The following is a 19,018-nucleotide window of genomic DNA, read 5'->3' on the forward strand; positions in this document are numbered from 1 at the left end:
GACGCGGTGCGCTGCGCGGGGCGGTTCAGTGGTCGGAACACGGGGCGGGAACATGGGGAAGGATCGCCCCCGTGTCAAACGGCCCGCCGCGACCCATGGGCCGCACCGGATGCGTCCGACACGCTATGCGGGGCTACTGATCGCCGGGAATCATTGAGATTTTCAGCTTACGTGGGGCTTGCGGGTGCGGCAGTTTTGGCGCGTACGCTCTGCACGGCCGCGTCCAGCTCCGCGTAATGAGAGATGATGGCATCGGGGGCGAGCGTCTCCATGGGCTCGACCGAATAGCCGAATGTGCAGCCGATGACAGGGATTGCGGCTGCCCGGGCGGCGGCAATGTCGATGGCCGTATCGCCCACCATGACGGCGTTTGCGAGGTCCCCGCCCGCCATGCGGATGGCGCCGCGGACATGGTCGGGGTGGGGCTTGTACACCGGAAAGCTGTCACGGCCGGCGATGGCGGCAAACAGGCCGTCGATATGAAGCTCGCGTAACAGATGCTGGGCCAGCGCAAGGCGTTTGTTGGTGCAGACGGCGAGGAGCGCGCCCCGAGTGCGGAAGCCTTCCAGGGTGGCGACTGCGCCGTCGTAGGGCCGCGTTTCGCGGGCGATGTTGGGCTCATAATAGGCGAGAAAGCGTGCGAGAAGGCGGTCGACTTCCGGCTCGGCCAGGACAAGGCCGGTCTGATTGAGCCCCTCGACAATCATGCGCCGCGCCCCGAACCCGACGGTCGTGCGCAGCGTTTCCGCCGGAATGGGGGGAAGCGAGAGATCGGACAACGCGTGGTTGGTGGCCGCCGCAAGATCCGGGAGCGAGTCGACAAGCGTGCCGTCGAGGTCGAAGACGATGGTCGTATTCTGCATTAGTCGGGTTTAGGCGCATCGCCCCGGCCTCGCAAGGCCACGCCGTGCCGCGCATATGCGCTTGGCTCGGGTCGCCTGTCTCCTCTTGAAGCTTGCTCTTGCGCCGAACGGCTGGCAGAGAATGACTATTTTGGAAGGACAGCGGATGTCGGTTGAGAGCTACAAGCTGGCCGCGGCTCAACGGGCCCTTGGTTTCGTCGAGCCGCGTATGCGGTTGGGGCTCGGTACCGGCTCCACGGCGTCGGTCTTCGTCAAGCTTCTGGGCGCGGAGGTGGAGCGCGGTCTTTCTGTGCTCTGCGTGCCGACGTCGGAGCAGACGCGCGCGTTGGCGGCCAGCTTCGGCATTCCGCTGACCACGCTCGACGAGACGCCGCTCCTCGACCTGACCATCGACGGGGCGGACGAGCTCGACGGCGAGCTGCGGCTGATCAAGGGCGGCGGCGGGGCGCTGCTCCGGGAGAAGATCGTCGCGACCGCTTCCGACCGCATGATCGTGATCGCGGACGCCTCGAAGAAAGTGGAGAAGCTGGGCGCGTTCCGGCTGCCGGTCGAGGTGGTGCGCTTCGGCGTCACGGCGACGCGCAACATGATCGAGATGCTGGCGGCGGATTCCGGTTGCCACGGGGAGATCGCGCTGCGTCTCGCGAGTGACGGCACCCCGTTTCTCACCGATGGCGGCAACTACATCTTCGACTGCGCATTCGGCCAGATCGATGACCCGGAGTCGCTCGACGAGGCCTTGAAGTTCATTCCGGGCGTGGTCGAGAACGGGCTTTTCCTCGGAATCGCCGATGCGGCGATCGTCGGCGGTCCGAATGGGGTCTCAGTCATCGAGGCCCACTACGGGGAAAGCCAAGAAGCCGTTTAGGCTAATCGCTGTCCGCGGCGCCAGGGCGGTTGCGCGGGGGACGCACTTCCGTCAGGTTGGCGACCGTTTCCAGTTTCAATCCCGGATCCAATCGCGTCATGGCTGCGACGGACTTCGACCTCTTCGTCATCGGCGGCGGCTCGGGCGGCGTGCGCGCGGCGCGCATCGCGGCCGGCTACGGCGCCAAAGTTGCGCTGGCCGAGCACGACCGCTTCGGTGGTACGTGCGTCATTCGCGGCTGCGTGCCGAAGAAGCTGCTCGTCTACGCGTCGCGCTTCGGCGACGAGTTCGAGGATGCCCGCGGCTTCGGCTGGACGAGCGGTCCGGCAACCTTCGATTGGGGGAAGCTGATCGCCAACAAGGATCGCGAGATCCATCGTCTCGAAGGCATCTACGAGGGCAATCTCAAGGCGAAGAGCGTCGAGACCTTCACGATGCGGGCGCGGCTCGATGGGCCGGGGACCGTCAAGCTCGCCGACGGGCGGCGGATCACGGCGCGCATCATCCTGATCGCGACCGGCGGTGCTCCGTCGCGCTACGGCGACATTCCGGGCGCCGATCACATCGTGACATCGAATGAAATTTTCGAGCTGCCGTCACTGCCGAAGAGGATCGCCGTTTGCGGCGGCGGCTACATCGCCGTCGAGTTCGCATCGATCTTTGCCGGGCTCGGTGTCGAGACGACGCTGATCCATCGCCGGGACAAAGTCTTGCGCGGGTTCGACGAGGATTTGCGCGATGGGCTCATGGAGGCGCTCAAGGCGCGGGGCATCATGCTGCTGATGAACGAGTCGCTGGTCGGCGTCGCACAAGATGTCGGATGCTTCCGGCTGGCGCTGCACAGCGGTGCGGCGATCGAGACCGATCTCGTGCTCTCCGCCATCGGGCGGGAGCCTGCGACGCACGATCTCGGACTCGAGACGGCCGGCGTTCGCACGGGGGCCAAGGGCGAGATCATCGTCGACAGCCTCTCGCAGACGACGGCGCCCGGCATCTATGCCGTGGGCGACGTGACCGATCGCGTCAATCTCACGCCGGTCGCAATCCGGGAGGGGCACGCGTTCGCCGATACGGTGTTCGGCAAAAAGACGACGCAGGTCGATCATTCGCTGGTGCCGACCGCCGTCTTCACGACGCCGGAGCTCGCAACGGTGGGGTTGTCCGAGGAGGCGGCTCGCGAGCTGGGCCATGAACTCGACATCTACAAGTCGCGCTTCCGTCCCTTGCGCAACACGGTTTCGGGGCGCAACGAGCGCATGCTGATGAAGCTGGTCGTCGACCGGGCGACGGAGCGTGTACTCGGCTGTCACGTGTTGGGGCCCGACGCGGCCGAGATCGTGCAGATGGCCGGCGTGGCGCTGACGCTCGGTGCGCGCAAGGCGGACTTCGATGCCACGGTGGCCCTGCATCCGTCCGCTGCGGAAGAGCTCGTGACGATGCGCGAGAAATGGGCGCCGGCCTGAGAGAATGAATAGAGAGACGCAATGACGCGATTGAATGACAAGGTGGCCATCGTGACGGGAGCGGGGGCCGGCATCGGCCGCGCGATCGCGGGCCTTTTCGCCGCCGAAGGCGCGCATGTCTACGTCACCGACGTCAACGGCGAGAGCGCCGTCGCAGTTGCGGACGACCTCAAGGGGCAGGGTCTCAAGGCGACGGCCATGACAGTGGACGTTTCGCGCGGTCAGGATGTGACGGCGCTCTATCGCGATGTCGAGCGGGCGTTCGGCCGCGCCGACGTGGTGGTGAACAATGCCGGGCTCAACGTGCGGGCGGATTTCCGGCATCTGACGGACGCGGACTGGGTGAAGATCCGGGAAGTGAACCTCGACGGCGTGGTGCGCATCGCGCGCGATGCGTTCTCCCTTCTCAAGGCTTCGGGCGCCGGTTCGCTGATCAATGTGTCGTCGATCATGGGCCAGCGCGGATTGCGGCAGCTCGCCGGCTATTCCGCAACCAAGGGCGCCGTGACGGCGCTGACGAAGGCGCTGGCCGTCGAGTATGCGCCGTACGGTATCCGCGTGAACTCGCTGGCGCCGGGTTATATCGACACGGCGCTCACCGAGCGGTTTCTCAAAAATCCGCTCGTCGCCAAAGCGCTGCTCGACAAGACGCCGATGCGCCGCTTCGGCACGGCCGAGGAGATCGCACGGGCGGCGTTGTTCTTCGCGAGCGAGGACTCAGCCTACGTCACCGGCGCGGAGTTGGCCGTCGACGGCGGCATGACGGCCGGTCTCTGAGATCAGGCGTGCGGGCTTCGGCCCAGGATTTTGAGCGATGGCGCTGCATTGAGGCGTCCCACCCGTACCGGTTGGCGGCGTGCCTTGACGGAGATTTCGTCCGCATCCTTGCGGGGCTCGCTCGATTGCTTCGGTACGAGCGCCTTTCTCAGCGGCTTGACGCGAAACGGTGGAAGCGGTCGCAGCACATTCCCCTCCATGACCTCTGATGCCCCGCCCCCCGGCGAGGTCGCACGATCTAGCACTCCGGTCACGTCAGCGGCAATGGATCCGGCGCGAAGGCGAGTGATCCCTGCCGCCCGATCGGCGATCGAGCGCGTCTCGATTTCTCAGCAATCGCCATGCCAAGGCGATGGGCTTCGCGAAAGTCGTGATAGCTCAGGGCGCTCGCTTGTCATGCTGCACCTGCGTCGTCGCACGGAGGCTAAAGCGGTCCAAAGTTTTGGCGCAGAGTGCCTATAAGGATGGCACGAGCTGTGCCGGCTCTTGCAAACGACTGGCACTTTTGCTGCCTCTAGAGCTATGTTCTCACCGACGAGAACCAACACGGGTGCCTCCATGCGCTATGAAGACGACGACCGCCAGAGCAACAACGTCGACGACCGCCGCGGCAAGGGCGGTGGCGGCTTCCGCTTTCCGGGCGGAGGCGGAGGGCGGGGCATCCAGATTCCGATCGGCGGCAAGGGCGGAATGAGCTTCACGACGCTCTTGATCCTCGGCGCGATCATGCTGTTCTTCGGCATCAATCCGCTCGAGGTTCTTCTCGGCGGCGGTCAGGGTTTCCCCGACATTCAGCTTCCCCAGCAGCAGGAGGCGCCGCGGCGCACGAGCGAGCGCAATCCGTTCGATATTCCGGGGCTGCCGGGATCGGAGCCTTCCGCTCAACAGCAGCCGCAGCAGCCCGGCGGTGGACAGGCGCAGCAAGTCCCCAAGTCGGAGGACGCGATGAAGGTCTTCATTTCGCGTGTGCTCGCGGATACGGAGGACGTCTGGAACCGGGTCTTCGAGAGCTTCGGCAAGAAGTACAAGGAGCCGCAGCTGGTGCTGTTCTCGGGCGGAACGCAGACGGCGTGCGGCACCGGCATGTCCGCCATGGGGCCGTTCTATTGTCCGCTCGATCAGAAGGTCTACGTGGACCTCGTGTTCTATGACGAGCTGAAGCGGCGTTTCAACGCGCCGGGTGACTTTGCCCAGGCTTATGTCATCGCGCACGAGGTCGGCCACCACGTGCAGACGCTGCTCGGAATCTCCGATCAGGTGCAGCGGGCAAAGTCGCGGGTGGACGAGCGCGAGGGCAACCGGATCCAGGTGATGATGGAGCTGCAGGCGGACTGCCTTGCGGGCGTGTGGGCCAATCTCAACGATCAGCTCAAGAGCCGCCTCGAGGATGGCGACATCGACGAGGCGCTCAACGCGGCGAGCCAGATCGGCGACGACATGATTCAGAAGCGGACGCAGGGGCGGGTGGTGCCCGATGCTTTCACCCACGGCTCGGCCAAGCAGCGCGTCGATTGGTTTACGCGCGGCTTCAAGTCGGGTGAGATGAAGGCGTGCGACACCTTCAACTCGGGTGACCTTTAGGCACGCCGAGCGTTCCGACAAAGAAAAACCCCTCTCGCTTTGGCGAGAGGGGTTTTTTGTTTCCGAGGGCGAGTAGGGAGCGTTAGAGCGCGTCGCCGGTGAAGCGGCTCACGGCGCAGGGCGTCCCCTTCATCGCCAGCTCCTGACAGAGCTTCTTGCCCTCGTCCGCAGAGGCGACGGGGCCAACGATCAGATCGTAGGTCTGCTCGGAGCCCGACATGTCCGTCGTATAGCGCGGCTCGAAGCCGTTGAGGCCGGCGCCGTGACGCTCCTTGAGAAGCGTCCAGCTCAGACGAAGGCTGTCGACCGAGGGGCCGGTGGCGATCTGGACACCGACCTGGCCGCCGATGTTGGCCTCGGCCGGCGCATTGGCGTGGGTGACCGTGGGCGCGCCGAAGGTGATGGCGCCCGCCGCCGGTTGGGCGACGCTCCCGGTTTCGATCTCGGGCTTTGCAGCCGCCTTCTTGGCGGCGGCCTCCTTGGCGGCCGCCTCCTTGGCTGCCTTCTTGGCGGCGGCGGCTTCCTTGGCTTTGGCCTGCGGATCGGCGGCCGCGATCTTCTGCGGCTCGGCCGGCACGGTCTCGAGCGTGGCGACGCGGCTCGTGAGGTCGCGCGTGGCGTCGGTCTGGCTCGAGACTTGGGCGCGGATCTCGATCAGCTCGTTTCGGAACAGGTCGACGGTGTCGCGGAGCGCGCGCACTTCGGCGGTGGTTTCGCCGATCGCCTTCTGCGTGGCCTCGTTTTCCGCCGTTTTCGGGCCTGCGCCGAGGAAGCGCGCGACCATGCTGGGCTGGGTAGCGAGCAAGATCAGATAGAGAATCGAGGCGAACGCGGCCGCCACCCAAAGGAGCGAATATTTCGTCAGCCTGCCGCCCACCGTCACGTGCGGCGAACTCGGCTGCGGGAAGCTTTTCTCGGTCATGATTTGCTTTCCGGACCCTACTGCTATGGAGGCCTCTTACCGCTCGATCCGGGGGCGCGGCTTGCCCCGCGGTCCGGGCGAGGCGACCTCAACCCTCCTACGGTGGTGTCTGAGTCGCCCCCGGAGGGTCAACGTGCGGGCTGATGCAACTGTGGACGATCTGGGGATATCGGCCGGGTCTCCGGAGCCGGGTCCGGCCCGGTCCCATTTGCGATCCGGGATGGGGGGCGATAGCTTGCTCGGCGGATTCGCTCACCTGTCGCGTTTCCTTCGAATAGCCGCCGTATCCCGTTCGGCAGATCGTTCCAGCCCAGGATCCTCCCATGAGCCGATCGTTGCTCACCGTCATCCTTGCCGCAGGCAAGGGAACGCGCATGCGTTCCGATCTTCCCAAGGTGCTGCATCGCATCGCGGGGCGCTCGATGCTGGGCCACGTGCTGGCGCTGGCGCAGGCCGTCGGTGGCGACAAGTTGGCGGTGGTTGTCGGCCCGGGCATGGACAGCGTCAGAAAAGAGGCGCTGGCGGGGGCGCGCGATGCCTCCGTCTACGTGCAGGAGAACCAGCTCGGGACCGCCGACGCGGTGCTCGCGGCACGCGATGCCATTGCGGGGCATGACGGCGATCTTCTCGTGCTTTATGCCGACACGCCGCTTCTCAGGGCCGAGACCATTCGCATGCTGATCGGCGAATTGGACCGTGGTGCGCAGCTCGCCGTGCTGGGCTTCGAGGCGCGCGATCCTGGGAGCTACGGCCGCCTCGTCACCGCGACGGACGGCACGCTCACTGCCATCCGCGAAGCGAAGGATGCGACCGCCGCCGAGCTTGCTATCCGGCTCTGCAACTCGGGCGTGATGGCGTTCCGGTTGCAGAACCCGCTCGAGGTGCTCGGCAAGATCGGCAACGCCAACGCCAAAGGCGAGTTCTATCTTACGGATGCCGTCGAGATCGTGCGGGCCGGAGGAGGGCGCGCGGCCGTCGTCGTGTGCGACGAGGACGAGGTGCTCGGCGTCAACGCGCGCCGCGAGCTTGCCGCCGCCGAGGCGATCTGGCAGGGCCGCGCACGCGAGCGCGTGATGGCCGAGGGGGCGACGTTGATTGCGCCGGAAACGGTCTGGCTCGCGTTCGACACCGTGCTCGGGCGCGACGTCGTGATCGAGCCCAACGTATTCTTCGGCCCCGGGGTCACGGTCGAGGACGGCGCCGAGATCAAGGCCAACTCGCATCTGGAAGGGGCGCGGGTCGGTGCCGGCGCGCGTGTCGGCCCGTTCGCGCGGCTGAGGCCCGGCGCGGTGCTGGGGCGTGACGTGCACGTCGGAAACTTCGTCGAGGTCAAGAATGCCGCGCTCGGCGACGGGGCCAAGGCCAATCATCTGTCCTATCTCGGAGATGGATCCGTCGGCGCCAAGGCCAACATCGGCGCGGGGACGATCTTCTGCAACTACGACGGCTTCCTGAAGCACAAGACCGAGGTCGGGGAGGGCGCGTTCGTTGGGTCGAACACGGCGCTGGTGGCTCCGGTCAAAGTCGGAGCCGGCGCCTACATCGGCTCGGGCAGCGTCATTACCAAGGACGTGGCTCCGGGGGCGCTGGCGCTCGAGCGGAGCGTGCAGGAGGAGCGGCCGGGCTGGGCCGAGAAGTTCCGCACCTTGATGGCTCGGCGCAAGGCGGCCGCAAACAAGTAAAGACGGGATTAGGAACGGTTAAGATTCGACATATTGTTTGATTTGAAAGGGTGCGCGCCGTTTCGTAGGCAATCAAACTGTTCCTGCTAGGGTTCCTCCTTTCCTCCGCATAGCAAAGGTTCCACGAATGTGTGGCATCGTCGGCATTCTCGGCAGCAAACCCGTGGCGACGGATCTCGTCGACGCGCTGCGGAGGCTCGAATACCGGGGCTATGACAGCGCGGGCGTGGCCACGGTCGAGAACGGACACCTCGAGCGGCGCCGCGCGGAAGGCAAGCTCCGCAATCTCGAATCACGACTGTTGACGGAGCCCCTCACCGGACGCACCGGGATCGGGCATACGCGCTGGGCAACCCACGGGCGGCCGACGGAGCGCAATGCGCATCCGCACATGAGCGCCAAGGTTTCGGTGGTTCACAACGGCATCATCGAGAATTTCCGCGAGCTCAAGGCCGAGCTGACCGGCAAAGGACACACCTTCGAGACGGACACCGATACCGAAGCCGTCGTGCACCTCGTCACCGAGGAGATGCAGGGGGGGCGCGGGCCGATCGATGCGGTCAAGGCGGCGCTCGGCAAGCTCAAGGGCGCCTTCGCGCTCGGCATCATCTTCGCCGGAGAGGACGATCTCATGATCGCGGCCCGGCAGGGGAGCCCGCTCGCCATCGGACACGGCCGCGGGGAAATGTATCTCGGCAGCGATGCCATCGCGCTCGCGCCCTTCACGGACGCGATCACCTATCTCGAGGAAGGCGACTGGGCGGTGATGCGCCGCTCGGGGGTCGAGGTGTTCGACCGCGCCGGGGAATGCGTCAAGCGTCCGCTCATCAAGTCGGTCGCGAGCTCGCTGCTCGTCGACAAGGGCAATCACCGCCACTTCATGGCCAAGGAGATCCACGAGCAGCCGGATGTCATCAGCCACACGCTGTCGAACTACATCGACATGGCGAATGGGCGCGTGAATTTCCCGGATCTCGGCATCGATCTGACCAAGATCTCGCGGGTGACGATCTCGGCGTGCGGCACGGCCTACTATGCCGGTCTGGTCGGCAAGTACTGGATCGAGCGTTATGCGCGGCTTCCGGTCGAGATCGACGTCGCGTCCGAGTTGCGCTATCGCGAGGCGCCGCTGCCCGAAGGGGGGCTGGCGCTCTTCGTGTCGCAGTCCGGCGAAACGGCGGATACGCTGGCGACGCTCAGGTATGCGCGTGCCAACGGGCAGCGCATCGCGTCCATCGTCAACGTTCGCACGTCGACAATCGCCCGCGAGTCCGATGCGGTGCTGCCGACGCTTGCAGGGCCAGAGATCGGCGTCGCGTCGACCAAGGCGTTCACCTGTCAGCTAGCGGCGCTCGCCTGCCTCGCCATCGCGCTGGGCAAGGCGCGCGGCACAATCGACGAGGCGCTCGAGCAGGAGCTGGTCACGGCACTGGTCGAAGTTCCGCGCCTGATCTCCTCGATGCTGCGCGACGAGGAGCAGTTCGTCGAGCTGGCGCAGATGCTTTCGAAGGCCCGGGACGTGCTTTATCTCGGGCGAGGGTCGAGCTACCCGCTGGCACTCGAGGGGGCGCTCAAGCTCAAGGAAATTTCCTACATCCACGCCGAAGGCTATGCCGCCGGAGAGCTCAAGCACGGGCCGATCGCGCTGATCGACGAGAACGTGCCGGTGATCGTGGTGGCGCCGGAGGACGATCTACTCGAGAAAACCGTTTCGAACGTCCAGGAAGTGGCAGCACGGGGTGGGCAGATCATCCTGATCTCCAACGCGAATCCCGACAAGATCGGGTGTGCGCTGGCGGCCCATATCACGGCACCCAAGGCCCATGCGTTGACCAATCCGCTGATCTATGCCGTTCCGGTCCAGCTTCTGGCCTATCATACGGCCGTATTCATGGGGACGGACGTCGATCAGCCGCGCAATCTCGCCAAGTCGGTCACGGTGGAATGAGGGGATAAGGGGGTCACCGTATCGCCCTGGATTTGCCTCTTCCCTGTGTTTGACTTAAACCATCGCGGGGTGCTGCGTTTTTGACCAGGGGCAGGGAATAGAGCGCATGGTGAATGCGACGCACGGGTGTGCGGGCCGAAAGGGCCCGGGCAGCACGCCGGCCTATCGTGGATCGGGCCGGGGGACGTGGCTGGCCGCCGCGGCCTTGGCCGTGGTCCTTGGAGCCCTGCCGTGCGCCGACGGCACCTTTGCCCAAACCAAGAAATCGCAGGCAAAAAAAACGAGCGAAGCACCGGCGCAAGTGGACACGGCCGCGGCGCAGCGCGCCTATGCCGGAGGCACCAAGGCATTCGACGCCGGCGATATGGCGGGGGCGGAGCAGCAGCTCTCGGTTGCGCTCGCCGGTGGCGGCCTTCCCAACTCGCAGATGGCGCGGGCGCTTTATCTGCGCGGCGCGGCGTCGCGTCGTCTCGGCAAGCCGGCGCAAGCGATTTCCGATCTCACGACGGCCATGTGGCTCAAGGGCGGTCTTTCCGAATCCGACAAGACCAAGGTCGCAGAGGAGCGTCAGCTCGCCTACCGCGAGGCCGGGCTCGGTGACACGCCGCCGCCGATCGGCGCTGCACCTCTCGATCAAAGCCCGAAGACGCCGGCAACGCCGGCCGCAGCTACTCCGGCATCCGGGGCCCAGATCGTGCAGGTCCAGCCGCAGTCGTTCTGGAACAATTTCTCGATGCCGTCCCTGCCGTCGCTGACAGGATCCTCGCAGCCGGCGCAACCGGCGGCGGCCCCGGGCGCAACAACCGCGCAGACGGCTGAGGCGGGCTCGCAGTCGTCGTTCTGGAGTTTCCTGTCGCCCTCCTCGCCGCCGGCTGACGCCAGCGCCCAGCCAACACCGCCAGCGGCTGACGGTACGGCGCAGATCACGGTGACTCAGGGGCCGGTCGCGGATGCGGCTGCTCCGGCGGCTGCTTCGCATTCCAGCTGGGACACGCAGACGGCGGCTGCGGCCGAGGCGTCTGCCGCGCAGCAGCTTTCGGCCGGTTACGCGCCCGCTGCTCCGTCGAGCGCCGCTCCGGTCGCCGCCCCGTCGATGGGGTATGCTCCAACACATGAGACGGCCGGCATCAATCCGATGGGCGTGCAGGCCGACGCGTCCGCGCCTCAGGCCTCCTCGATCTCGAACCCGCTCGAGGGCACAGGCACGGCCGTCAGCAACTTCTTCGGCAACATGTTCGGCGGCAGTTCCGGTGCTTCCGCGCAAAGCGGTAGCGCCGCGGTGACGACCGGCTCGACCGAGCACCCCGGACAATGGGGCCCCGATACGACCGTGGTCACGGCGCAGACGTCATCGATGGTCCAGCGCGGGCCTGACTCGCCGCCTCCTTCGAAGCCGGATGCGCTTCCCTGGGGTGCGGCAAGCGCTTCCGCGGACGCTTCGCCCCCGCAGGCTGCGGCCGTCAAGACGGCAGCGACGGGCGTGGCCGGCAAATACAAGCTTCAGGTCGCCGCCGTGCGCTCACGCGAGGAGGCCGAGCGCCTGGCGCAGACCCTCAACGGGTACCAGCCGGTGCGGGACGGCATGGTGACGCCGGAGATCGACGAGGCGGTCATTGGCAGCATGGGCACGTTCTATCGCGTGCGGCTCGGTCCCTACGCCGATGCGGCTGAGCCGGGCCAGCTCTGCAAGACGCTGAAGCCCCAGGGCTTCGATTGTCTCGTGGTTACCCAGTAACGCTAGCCGTCCGGGAGCAGTCCCGGCTTATGGCAGAGGCCGCGGCCCGGTTTCGCCCCGCAGAGTTGACGGGACGCCCGGGCGGCTCCACGATGGCCGTACGATGACCGACCATCCTTCCGGCAAGACGCCGCCAAAGAGCGGTGACGACAGCGCCGCTCTTTCGGCCGGCCTCCAGCTGCTGGCGGCGGACGACAGCGCGCCGCTTAGAATTGGCGCGCGGCTCAGAAACTACTTCCTCACTGGGCTGATCATCGTGGGGCCCGTGACGCTCACGATTTACATCATCTGGTGGGTGATCAACGTCACGGATGCGTGGCTGAAGCCGTTCGTGCCGGTGGTCTACCTCCCCGATACGTACCTGCCGTTCGCGGTGCCGGGCATCGGGCTGTTGTTCGGTATCGTGTTCCTGACGCTCACGGGCGCACTGGCCGCCAACCTGCTCGGGCGGTCGCTGATCTCCTTCGGAGAGATGGCGCTCGACCGCATGCCGATCGTGCGCAATGTCTACCGGGCGCTGAAGCAGTTTTTCGAGTCGCTCGTGTCGGCGACGGCGAGCAGCACGCAGCATGGCTTCCAGAAGGTCGGGCTAATCGAGTTTCCGTCCAAGGGATTGTGGTCGATCGTGTTCGTGACCGGCGAGACCAAGGGCGAGATCTCCGTTGTGCAACCCGGCGGGGAGGATGAGCTGCTCACCGTCTTCATGCCGACGGGCATCGTACCGCCGACGGGCTTCATCTGCTTCGTGCCGCGGCGTGATGTGACGTTCCTCAAGATGAGCGTCGAGGATGCGGCGAAGATCGTCATCTCGGCGGGGATCGTGGTGCCGGACTACGAAGCGCGCCTGAAGCAGCTTGCGGAGCGTGCGGTGCGCACGGAGACGAAACGCCCGCCTGTCGTTACGCCACCGCCACCCTCGTCATCGTAATCCTGATTGCGACCGACGCTAGGCGGCGCGGAAGAGACGGATCGCCTCGTCGCACTCGAAAAGGTAGAGCAGACGCCGCAGCGCTTCGCCGCGCGCGGTGGTGAGGCTCGGGTCTGAGGCGAGGATCATGCGCGCGTCGTCGTGCGCCGCAGACAAGAGCTCGGCGTAGTTGGCTCCACCCGCGACGCGGAATTCGGCGTCGCCGCTCTGGCGGGCGCCCAGAACCTCGCCGCCGCCACGCAGCTCCAGGTCCTTCTCGGCGATCAGGAAGCCGTCCTCGGTCTCTTCCATCATGGCAAGGCGCTCCTGCGCGGTCTTCGTCAGGGGCTCGGCATGGAGTAGCATGCAGAAACTTTCGCGGCTGCCGCGGCCGACGCGTCCGCGCAACTGGTGGAGCTGGGCGAGGCCGAAACGCTCGGCGTGCTCGATGACCATGATGTTGGCGTTCGGGACGTTGACGCCCACCTCGATGACGGTGGTGGCAACGAGGACCTTGAGGTTGCCGTCGGCGAATGCGGCCATGGTGGCGTCCTTGGCAGCCGCATTCATGCCGCCGTGCAAGAGGCCGACGCCCTCGCCCAGCACCTGTGTGAGATGGGCGTGGCGCTCCTCGGCGGCGGCGAGATCGGAGACGTCCGAGCTTTCGATCAGCGGGCAGACCCAGTAGACCTGAGCGCCTTCCGCCAGTTGCGCCTTGATGCGTGCGATCAGCTTCTCGATGAGGGTGTTCGAGATCTGTTTGGTGACGATCGGTTTGCGGCCGGCCGGCTTCTCGGTGAGCTTTGAAACCTCGAGGTCGCCGTAATGCGTCATGAGCAGCGTGCGCGGGATCGGCGTCGCCGTCATCACCAGCATGTTGGCGCCGCCGTCGCCGCCCTTGGTCTGCAGCGCCAGGCGCTGGTGGACGCCGAAGCGGTGCTGCTCGTCGATGACGGCGAAGGCGAGATCATGAAATACGACGTCGTCCTGAAAGAGCGCGTGGGTGCCGATCAGGATGTCGATCTCGCCGGATGCGAGGCGGCCCAGAAGCTCGTCGCGCGGGCGGCCTTTCTCGCGACCCGTCAAGAGGCCGACGCGCAACCCCGCGGCATCGGCAAGGGGGGCGATGGTTTCGGCGTGCTGGCGGGCCAGAACTTCGGTCGGTGCCATGAGGGCGGCCTGGGCGCCCGCTTCGACCGCGGTCGTCATGGCGAGGAGCGCGACCACGGTCTTGCCGGAGCCGACGTCGCCCTGCAGCAGGCGCAGCATGCGGCGCGGTGCGCCCATGTCGGCTTCGATCTCCTTCAGGGCGGTGCGCTGAGAGTTCGTCAGCGAGAAGGGAAGGGCCGTGGCGATACGCTCGCGCAGCCGTCCGTCGCCTTTCACGGGACGGCCGCGCTGGGCCTTGAAGCTTTCGCGCACAATGCCGAGCGCGAGCTGATTGGCCAGCAGCTCGTCGTAGGCGAGGCGCTGCAGAGGCGTGCTGCCGGCCGAAACGTCGGCGGCATCGTCGGGATGGTGGAGACGGCGCAGGGCGTCATGGAACGATGGCCATCCGCGCTCTTTCAGCCAAGGCGCATTCTGCCATTCGGAGAGAACGGGCGCGCGGTCGAGCGCCTGCCGCTCCGCCTTGAGCAACACCTTTCCGGAAAGCCCCGCGGTCATGGGGTAGACGGGTTCGAGCAGCGGCAGGTCGGCCCTGGCCTCGGGGGCGACGATGTAGTCGGGATGCGCCATCTGCAACGTCTCGCCGTAGCGCTCGACACGGCCCGAGACGTAGCGCTCCTCGCCGACCGGCAACTGACGCTCGACGAACGAGCGTTGGGCGCGGAAGAAGACGAGGTCGAGGCGGCCGGTCTCGTCCTCGGTCGCAACCTTGTAGGGCGCCTTGGTGTTACCGCGCGGCGGGGCCTTGTGCTTCAGGATCCTGACCTTGAGCGTGGCGATGGTGCCGGGGATGGCCGCGGCGACGGTCGGCTCGGCCCGGCGGTCGATGACACCGGTCGGCAGGTGCCACAGCAGGTCGATGACGCGCGGCTGGGTGATGCCGGGCGGCATGCGCAGGGCCTTCTTGAGGAGGGTCATGACGTGGGGGCCGACGCCCTTGAGGACATCGGCCGACGCAAACAGGGGGGTTAGCTCTGGGGGCCGCATGATCGTCCGGAGAACTGCCGTTGCTTGTGGACTGGCCTCGAGCGCACCTGCGGCGACGCGGAATCTGCAATTGCTCTTCCGGCGGGCTGACAGAGCCCGTGGAGGGCGCTATATGACACCTCACGACGGGCTTGGCAAAGCGCCGCCCGTCTGTTTTCGCTTCTATCGTGCTTCAGGCCGGAAAATCGCTTGGCCTTTTTCCGGAAGCACTCAGGCCCGAAACGGTTTTCCGTCATGAGCGAGGATATCGAAGTCCGGCGCAAGCGCGCGGCGTGGCGCGCCGGGCACCGGGGCACCAAGGAGCTCGACCTTCTGGTCGGGCGTTTTGCGGACGCGCACCTTGCCGGCATGTCGGACGCCGATCTTTCGCGCTTCGAGCAATTCCTGGCGGTGACCGATCCCGAGCTCCAGTCGTGGCTGCTTGGGCCTTCGCGTGAGTCGGCAGGCGAGTTCTCGGATGTGGTGGCCGACATTCGCAAGTTTCACGGGCTCGTTTGAGCGGCGGGCATAACGAGGACGACACTTTCCATGAGCGAGCGGGCGGATCTCATCTTTACGGGCGTGCCGGAGGGGCTCGATGCCCTGGTGCTCGCGCGCCTCGTCGAGGAGGCGGCCGACGGGGCGAAGTCCGGCATCCTGGTGCACGTCGCGCGCGACGACCGGCGTCTCGAGGCGCTCGAAGGGCAGCTCCGCTTTTTTGCGCCCAAGGTGCGCGTGGTGCCGTTCCCGGCCTGGGATACGGTGCCGTACGACCGCGTCAGTCCCAATGCGGAGATCGTGGCTAAGCGGATCACGGCTCTCTCGCGGCTGGCGCTCTCCAGCCGCAGCGAGCCGCTGGTGGTGCTGACGACTGTCAACGCAGCTTTGCAGCGCGTACTGCCGCGGGCGTTCATCCGCAATGCGATGAAGAGCATCGCCCCCGGACAGCGGGTGGACCTCAACCGGCTCGTCGCACGGCTGTCGCTGGCCGGCTATACGCGAACCGGCACGGTGATGGAGCAGGGCGAGTTTGCGGTGCGCGGCGGCATCCTCGATCTCTTTCCGCCGGGGCGGCAGAATCCGGTCCGGCTCGATTTCTTCGGCGACACGCTGGAGAGCATCAAGGGGTTCGACGCAGAGACGCAGCGGACGGCGAAGCCCTTGCGCAAGCTGGTGCTGATGCCGGTTTCGGAGGTGGCATTCGGCGAGGCGGCGACGGCGCTTTTCCGCTCGCGCTACGTTGAATTGTTCGGCGGCGCGACGGGAGACGATCCGCTGTACGAGGCGGTCAGCCATGGCAGCCGCTACTCGGGGCAGGAGCATTGGCTGCCGCTGTTCCACGACACGCTCGAGACGCTGCTCGACTATATGGGTGATGCGGCCATCAGCTTCGACCACCTCGTGGATGACGCCGTCAAGAGCCGCTTCGAGCAGGTGTCGGAGCATTATCTCGCGCGCACGGAAGGGCTCGAGTCCGAGCGTTTCGGCGCGCCGCCCTACAAGCCGGTGCCGCCGGACAGCCTGTTTCTCGACGCGGAAGCATGGAAGAAGGCGCTCGCGCCGCACAAGGTCGTGAGGCTGACGCCGTTCGAGATGGCCGACGGTGACGGCATCCGTCCCTGGCGCGGAAAAATGGGGCGCTCGTTCGCGGCCGAGCGGCAGAACCCGGACTCCAACGTGTTCGATGCCGTAGTTGCACATGTGAAGCAGGTTCAGGCCTCGCATCGGCGGGTGATCGTGGCGGCGTGGACGCAGGGAGCGCGCGAGCGGCTTTCCTCTCTTCTGTCGGATCATGGGCTCAAGGCGCAGGCGAAGGTCGAGGGCTATGCCGATGCGCTGGCGCTCGAACCCGGCGTGACGGCGCTCGCCGTGCTCGGCCTCGAGCAAGGGTTCGAGACGCCGGAGCTGGCGGTCGTCGCCGAGCAGGACGTTCTCGGCGACCGGCTCGTGCGTCCGCGTCGCAAGGCCAAGCGTGCGGCGGACGTGCTGACGGAGGCGACGAGCCTCTCCGTCGGCGACCTCGTCGTGCATGCGGATCACGGCATCGGCCGGTTCCATGGCCTCAAGACCATCACGGCGCTCGGCGCGCCGCATGATTGTCTCGAGCTCAAGTATGCGGGCGGCGACACGCTCTATCTGCCGGTCGAGAACATCGAGCTTTTGTCGCGCTACGGCTCGCACGACGGAGATACCCAGCTCGACAAGCTTGGCGGCGTAGCGTGGCAGTCGCGCAAGGCACGGCTCAAGAAGCGCCTGCGCGAGATGGCCTCCGAGCTGATCAAGATTGCGGCGCTGCGTCAGCTTCGGGAAGCACCCGTGCTGGCGCCGCCACACGGCTCCTACGACGAGTTCGTGGCCCGCTTCCCGTACGAGGAGACGGAAGATCAGGCGGCGAGTATCGATGCGGTGCTCGGGGATCTGCAGTCGGGGCGACCGATGGACCGGCTGGTTTGCGGCGACGTGGGCTTCGGCAAGACCGAGGTGGCGCTGCGGGCGGCGTTCGTCGCGGCGATGAACGGTCTGCAGGTGGCGATCGTGGTGCCGACGACGCTACTCGCGCGGCAGCATTCGCGCACGGTCAACGAGCGCTTCAAGGGACTGCCGATCAAGACGGCGCAGGCCTCGCGTCTCGTCGCCGCCAAGGATCTCACCGAGGTGAAAGACGGACTCAAGAACGGTACGGTCGATGTGGTGGTGGGGACGCATGCCCTGCTCGGCAAGCAGATCCAGTTCCAGCGATTGGGGTTGCTCGTCATCGACGAGGAGCAGCACTTCGGCGTCACCCACAAGGAGCGCCTGAAGCAGCTGCGCGAGGACGTGCATGTTCTGACGCTGTCGGCGACGCCCATTCCGCGCACACTGCAGCTGGCGCTGACCGGCGTGCGGGAGCTGTCGCTGATCACGACGCCGCCGGTCGACCGGCTCGCCGTGCGCACGTACATCTCCGAGTTCGATCCCGTCATTCTGATCGACGCCTTGAAGCGCGAGCGGGACCGTGGCGGGCAGACCTACTACGTGGCGCCGCGAATCTCCGATCTCGACGAGGTGGCCGAGTTCCTGGCCGAGGCGGTGCCGCATCTCAAGGTGGCGCGGGCCCACGGGCAGCTGGCACCATCCGAGCTCGAGGACATCATGACGGCGTTCTACGAGGGGCAGTACGACGTGCTGCTTTCGACGGCTATCGTCGAGTCCGGCCTCGACGTGCCGAACGCCAATACGCTGATCGTGCACCGGGCCGACATGTTCGGGCTGGCGCAGCTCTATCAGCTGCGCGGGCGCGTCGGGCGCTCGAAGCGGCGCGCGTATGCCTATTTCACCACACCGCCGGGTCAGGCGCTGACGGAAGGCGCGGAGAAGCGGCTCAAGGTGCTGCAGTCGCTCGACACGCTCGGGGCCGGGTTCTCGCTTGCCTCTCACGATCTCGACATTCGTGGCGCGGGCAATCTGCTCGGTGAGGAGCAATCCGGGCATATCCGCGAGGTGGGCTTCGAGCTTTATCAGTCGATGCTGGAGGAGGCGGTCGCGGCCATGAAGGGCGGCGATCTCGGTGAAGCGGACGACAGGTGGAGCCCCGAAATCGCCATCGGCCTCTCGGTGCTGATCCCGGAGACCTATGTCGCCGACCTGCAACTTCGGCTCGGGCTCTACCGGCGGCTTTCGGCGCTCGAGACACGGGCCGACATCGACTCGTTTGCGGCCGAGCTGGTGGATCGCTTCGGCGAGCTACCGGCGGAGGTCGATCACCTGCTCGACGTGATGGAGATCAAAGGCCTGTGCCGGGCGGCCGGCATCGCCAAGGTGGACGCCGGGCCGAAAGGTGCCGTCGTCAGCTTCCATCGCAACGCATTTCCCAATCCGCAGGGGCTTGCGCAGTTCCTGCAGGCCTCACGCGGGCTCGCGAAGCTGCAGCCCGATCACAAGCTCGTCTTCCGGGGTGAGTGGGATCAGCCCGAGACGCGATTCAAGGGTGTGCGCGGTCTGGTGGCCGCGCTGGCTGAGATTGCCGCCAAAGGCGCCAAGGCTGCCTAAGTGCGGACGGCGGCACGGCGACGTTCCGTCCAGCGACTATTTGGGCCGGGTGGTCCGAGGGTCTATAGTTTCCAAGCGATTCGATGCGTGCGCGTCCGAGGTGGGGAAAC

The 19,018-nt window shown here is 66.4% G+C and carries 13 protein-coding genes; 10 read left to right on the forward strand and 3 right to left on the reverse strand.

Annotation, left to right across the window (positions count from 1 at the left end; genetic code table 11):
• Window positions 1–167: 167 nt before the first annotated feature.
• Complete coding sequence (locus QZV93_RS00845; RefSeq protein WP_295555153.1) at window positions 168–863, reverse strand: HAD-IA family hydrolase; 696 nt, start codon at window positions 861–863, stop codon at window positions 168–170.
• A 145-nt stretch (window positions 864–1,008) separates the two neighbouring features.
• On the opposite strand from QZV93_RS00845, the gene rpiA reads away from it, so the two are divergent.
• The 4 genes from rpiA (at window position 1,009) to QZV93_RS00865 (ending at window position 5,552) form a co-directional block, all read left to right on the forward strand.
• On the forward strand, window positions 1,009–1,731 hold the full coding sequence (rpiA, locus tag QZV93_RS00850) for a ribose-5-phosphate isomerase RpiA (protein WP_295555154.1): 723 nt from the start codon (window positions 1,009–1,011) through the stop codon (window positions 1,729–1,731).
• A 98-nt stretch (window positions 1,732–1,829) separates the two neighbouring features.
• On the forward strand, window positions 1,830–3,194 hold the full coding sequence (gor, locus tag QZV93_RS00855) for a glutathione-disulfide reductase (RefSeq protein WP_295555156.1): 1,365 nt from the start codon (window positions 1,830–1,832) through the stop codon (window positions 3,192–3,194).
• Between the two features lie 21 nt (window positions 3,195–3,215).
• On the forward strand, window positions 3,216–3,971 hold the full coding sequence (locus tag QZV93_RS00860) for a glucose 1-dehydrogenase (RefSeq protein WP_295555158.1): 756 nt from the start codon (window positions 3,216–3,218) through the stop codon (window positions 3,969–3,971).
• Window positions 3,972–4,529: 558 nt separating this feature from the next.
• The gene (locus QZV93_RS00865) at window positions 4,530–5,552 is read left to right on the forward strand and encodes a neutral zinc metallopeptidase (protein WP_295555159.1); all 1,023 of its coding nucleotides are present in this window, start codon (window positions 4,530–4,532) and stop codon (window positions 5,550–5,552) included.
• An 82-nt stretch (window positions 5,553–5,634) separates the two neighbouring features.
• On the opposite strand, the gene QZV93_RS00870 is transcribed toward QZV93_RS00865, so the two are convergent.
• Window positions 5,635–6,474: a hypothetical protein gene (locus tag QZV93_RS00870; RefSeq protein WP_295555161.1), complete on the reverse strand. Its 840-nt coding sequence runs from the start codon at window positions 6,472–6,474 to the stop codon at window positions 5,635–5,637.
• A gap of 323 nt (window positions 6,475–6,797) precedes the next feature.
• On the opposite strand from QZV93_RS00870, the gene glmU reads away from it, so the two are divergent.
• The 4 genes from glmU (at window position 6,798) to QZV93_RS00890 (ending at window position 12,767) form a co-directional block, all read left to right on the forward strand.
• Window positions 6,798–8,156 (forward strand): bifunctional UDP-N-acetylglucosamine diphosphorylase/glucosamine-1-phosphate N-acetyltransferase GlmU, encoded by a 1,359-nt coding sequence (gene glmU, locus QZV93_RS00875; RefSeq protein ID WP_295555164.1) that lies wholly within the window; start codon window positions 6,798–6,800, stop codon window positions 8,154–8,156.
• A 127-nt stretch (window positions 8,157–8,283) separates the two neighbouring features.
• Complete coding sequence (gene glmS / locus QZV93_RS00880; protein ID WP_295555166.1) at window positions 8,284–10,104, forward strand: glutamine--fructose-6-phosphate transaminase (isomerizing); 1,821 nt, start codon at window positions 8,284–8,286, stop codon at window positions 10,102–10,104.
• 106 nt (window positions 10,105–10,210) lie between these two features.
• Window positions 10,211–11,839 (forward strand): SPOR domain-containing protein, encoded by a 1,629-nt coding sequence (locus tag QZV93_RS00885; protein WP_295555168.1) that lies wholly within the window; start codon window positions 10,211–10,213, stop codon window positions 11,837–11,839.
• 103 nt (window positions 11,840–11,942) lie between these two features.
• Window positions 11,943–12,767, forward strand: coding sequence for a DUF502 domain-containing protein (locus tag QZV93_RS00890; RefSeq protein ID WP_295555169.1), 825 nt, complete (start codon window positions 11,943–11,945; stop codon window positions 12,765–12,767).
• A gap of 18 nt (window positions 12,768–12,785) precedes the next feature.
• Here QZV93_RS00890 and recG read toward each other — a convergent pair whose 3' ends face one another.
• The gene (recG, locus tag QZV93_RS00895; protein ID WP_295555171.1) at window positions 12,786–14,900 is read right to left on the reverse strand and encodes an ATP-dependent DNA helicase RecG; all 2,115 of its coding nucleotides are present in this window, start codon (window positions 14,898–14,900) and stop codon (window positions 12,786–12,788) included.
• Between the two features lie 234 nt (window positions 14,901–15,134).
• Here recG and QZV93_RS00900 point away from each other — a divergent pair, with 234 nt between their 5' ends.
• Complete coding sequence (locus tag QZV93_RS00900; RefSeq protein ID WP_295555173.1) at window positions 15,135–15,398, forward strand: succinate dehydrogenase assembly factor 2; 264 nt, start codon at window positions 15,135–15,137, stop codon at window positions 15,396–15,398.
• 30 nt (window positions 15,399–15,428) lie between these two features.
• Window positions 15,429–18,908 (forward strand): transcription-repair coupling factor, encoded by a 3,480-nt coding sequence (gene mfd, locus QZV93_RS00905; protein WP_295555174.1) that lies wholly within the window; start codon window positions 15,429–15,431, stop codon window positions 18,906–18,908.
• Window positions 18,909–19,018: the final 110 nt, after the last annotated feature.

Origin of the sequence: uncultured Hyphomicrobium sp., assembly GCF_902826555.1 — a bacterium.
GTDB lineage: Bacteria > Pseudomonadota > Alphaproteobacteria > Rhizobiales > Hyphomicrobiaceae > Hyphomicrobium_C.

Excerpts from the sequence above, each read along its gene's own strand:
- QZV93_RS00845 (WP_295555153.1), bottom strand. The coding sequence starts at position 863 with ATGCAGAATACGACCATCGTCTTCGACCTCGACGGCACGCTTGTCGAC.
- rpiA (WP_295555154.1), top strand. The coding sequence starts at position 1,009 with ATGTCGGTTGAGAGCTACAAGCTGGCCGCGGCTCAACGGGCCCTTGGT.
- gor (WP_295555156.1), top strand. The coding sequence starts at position 1,830 with ATGGCTGCGACGGACTTCGACCTCTTCGTCATCGGCGGCGGCTCGGGC.
- QZV93_RS00860 (WP_295555158.1), top strand. The coding sequence starts at position 3,216 with ATGACGCGATTGAATGACAAGGTGGCCATCGTGACGGGAGCGGGGGCC.
- QZV93_RS00865 (WP_295555159.1), top strand. The coding sequence starts at position 4,530 with ATGCGCTATGAAGACGACGACCGCCAGAGCAACAACGTCGACGACCGC.
- QZV93_RS00870 (WP_295555161.1), bottom strand. The coding sequence starts at position 6,474 with ATGACCGAGAAAAGCTTCCCGCAGCCGAGTTCGCCGCACGTGACGGTG.
- glmU (WP_295555164.1), top strand. The coding sequence starts at position 6,798 with ATGAGCCGATCGTTGCTCACCGTCATCCTTGCCGCAGGCAAGGGAACG.
- glmS (WP_295555166.1), top strand. The coding sequence starts at position 8,284 with ATGTGTGGCATCGTCGGCATTCTCGGCAGCAAACCCGTGGCGACGGAT.
- QZV93_RS00885 (WP_295555168.1), top strand. The coding sequence starts at position 10,211 with ATGGTGAATGCGACGCACGGGTGTGCGGGCCGAAAGGGCCCGGGCAGC.
- QZV93_RS00890 (WP_295555169.1), top strand. The coding sequence starts at position 11,943 with ATGACCGACCATCCTTCCGGCAAGACGCCGCCAAAGAGCGGTGACGAC.
- recG (WP_295555171.1), bottom strand. The coding sequence starts at position 14,900 with ATGCGGCCCCCAGAGCTAACCCCCCTGTTTGCGTCGGCCGATGTCCTC.
- QZV93_RS00900 (WP_295555173.1), top strand. The coding sequence starts at position 15,135 with ATGAGCGAGGATATCGAAGTCCGGCGCAAGCGCGCGGCGTGGCGCGCC.
- mfd (WP_295555174.1), top strand. The coding sequence starts at position 15,429 with ATGAGCGAGCGGGCGGATCTCATCTTTACGGGCGTGCCGGAGGGGCTC.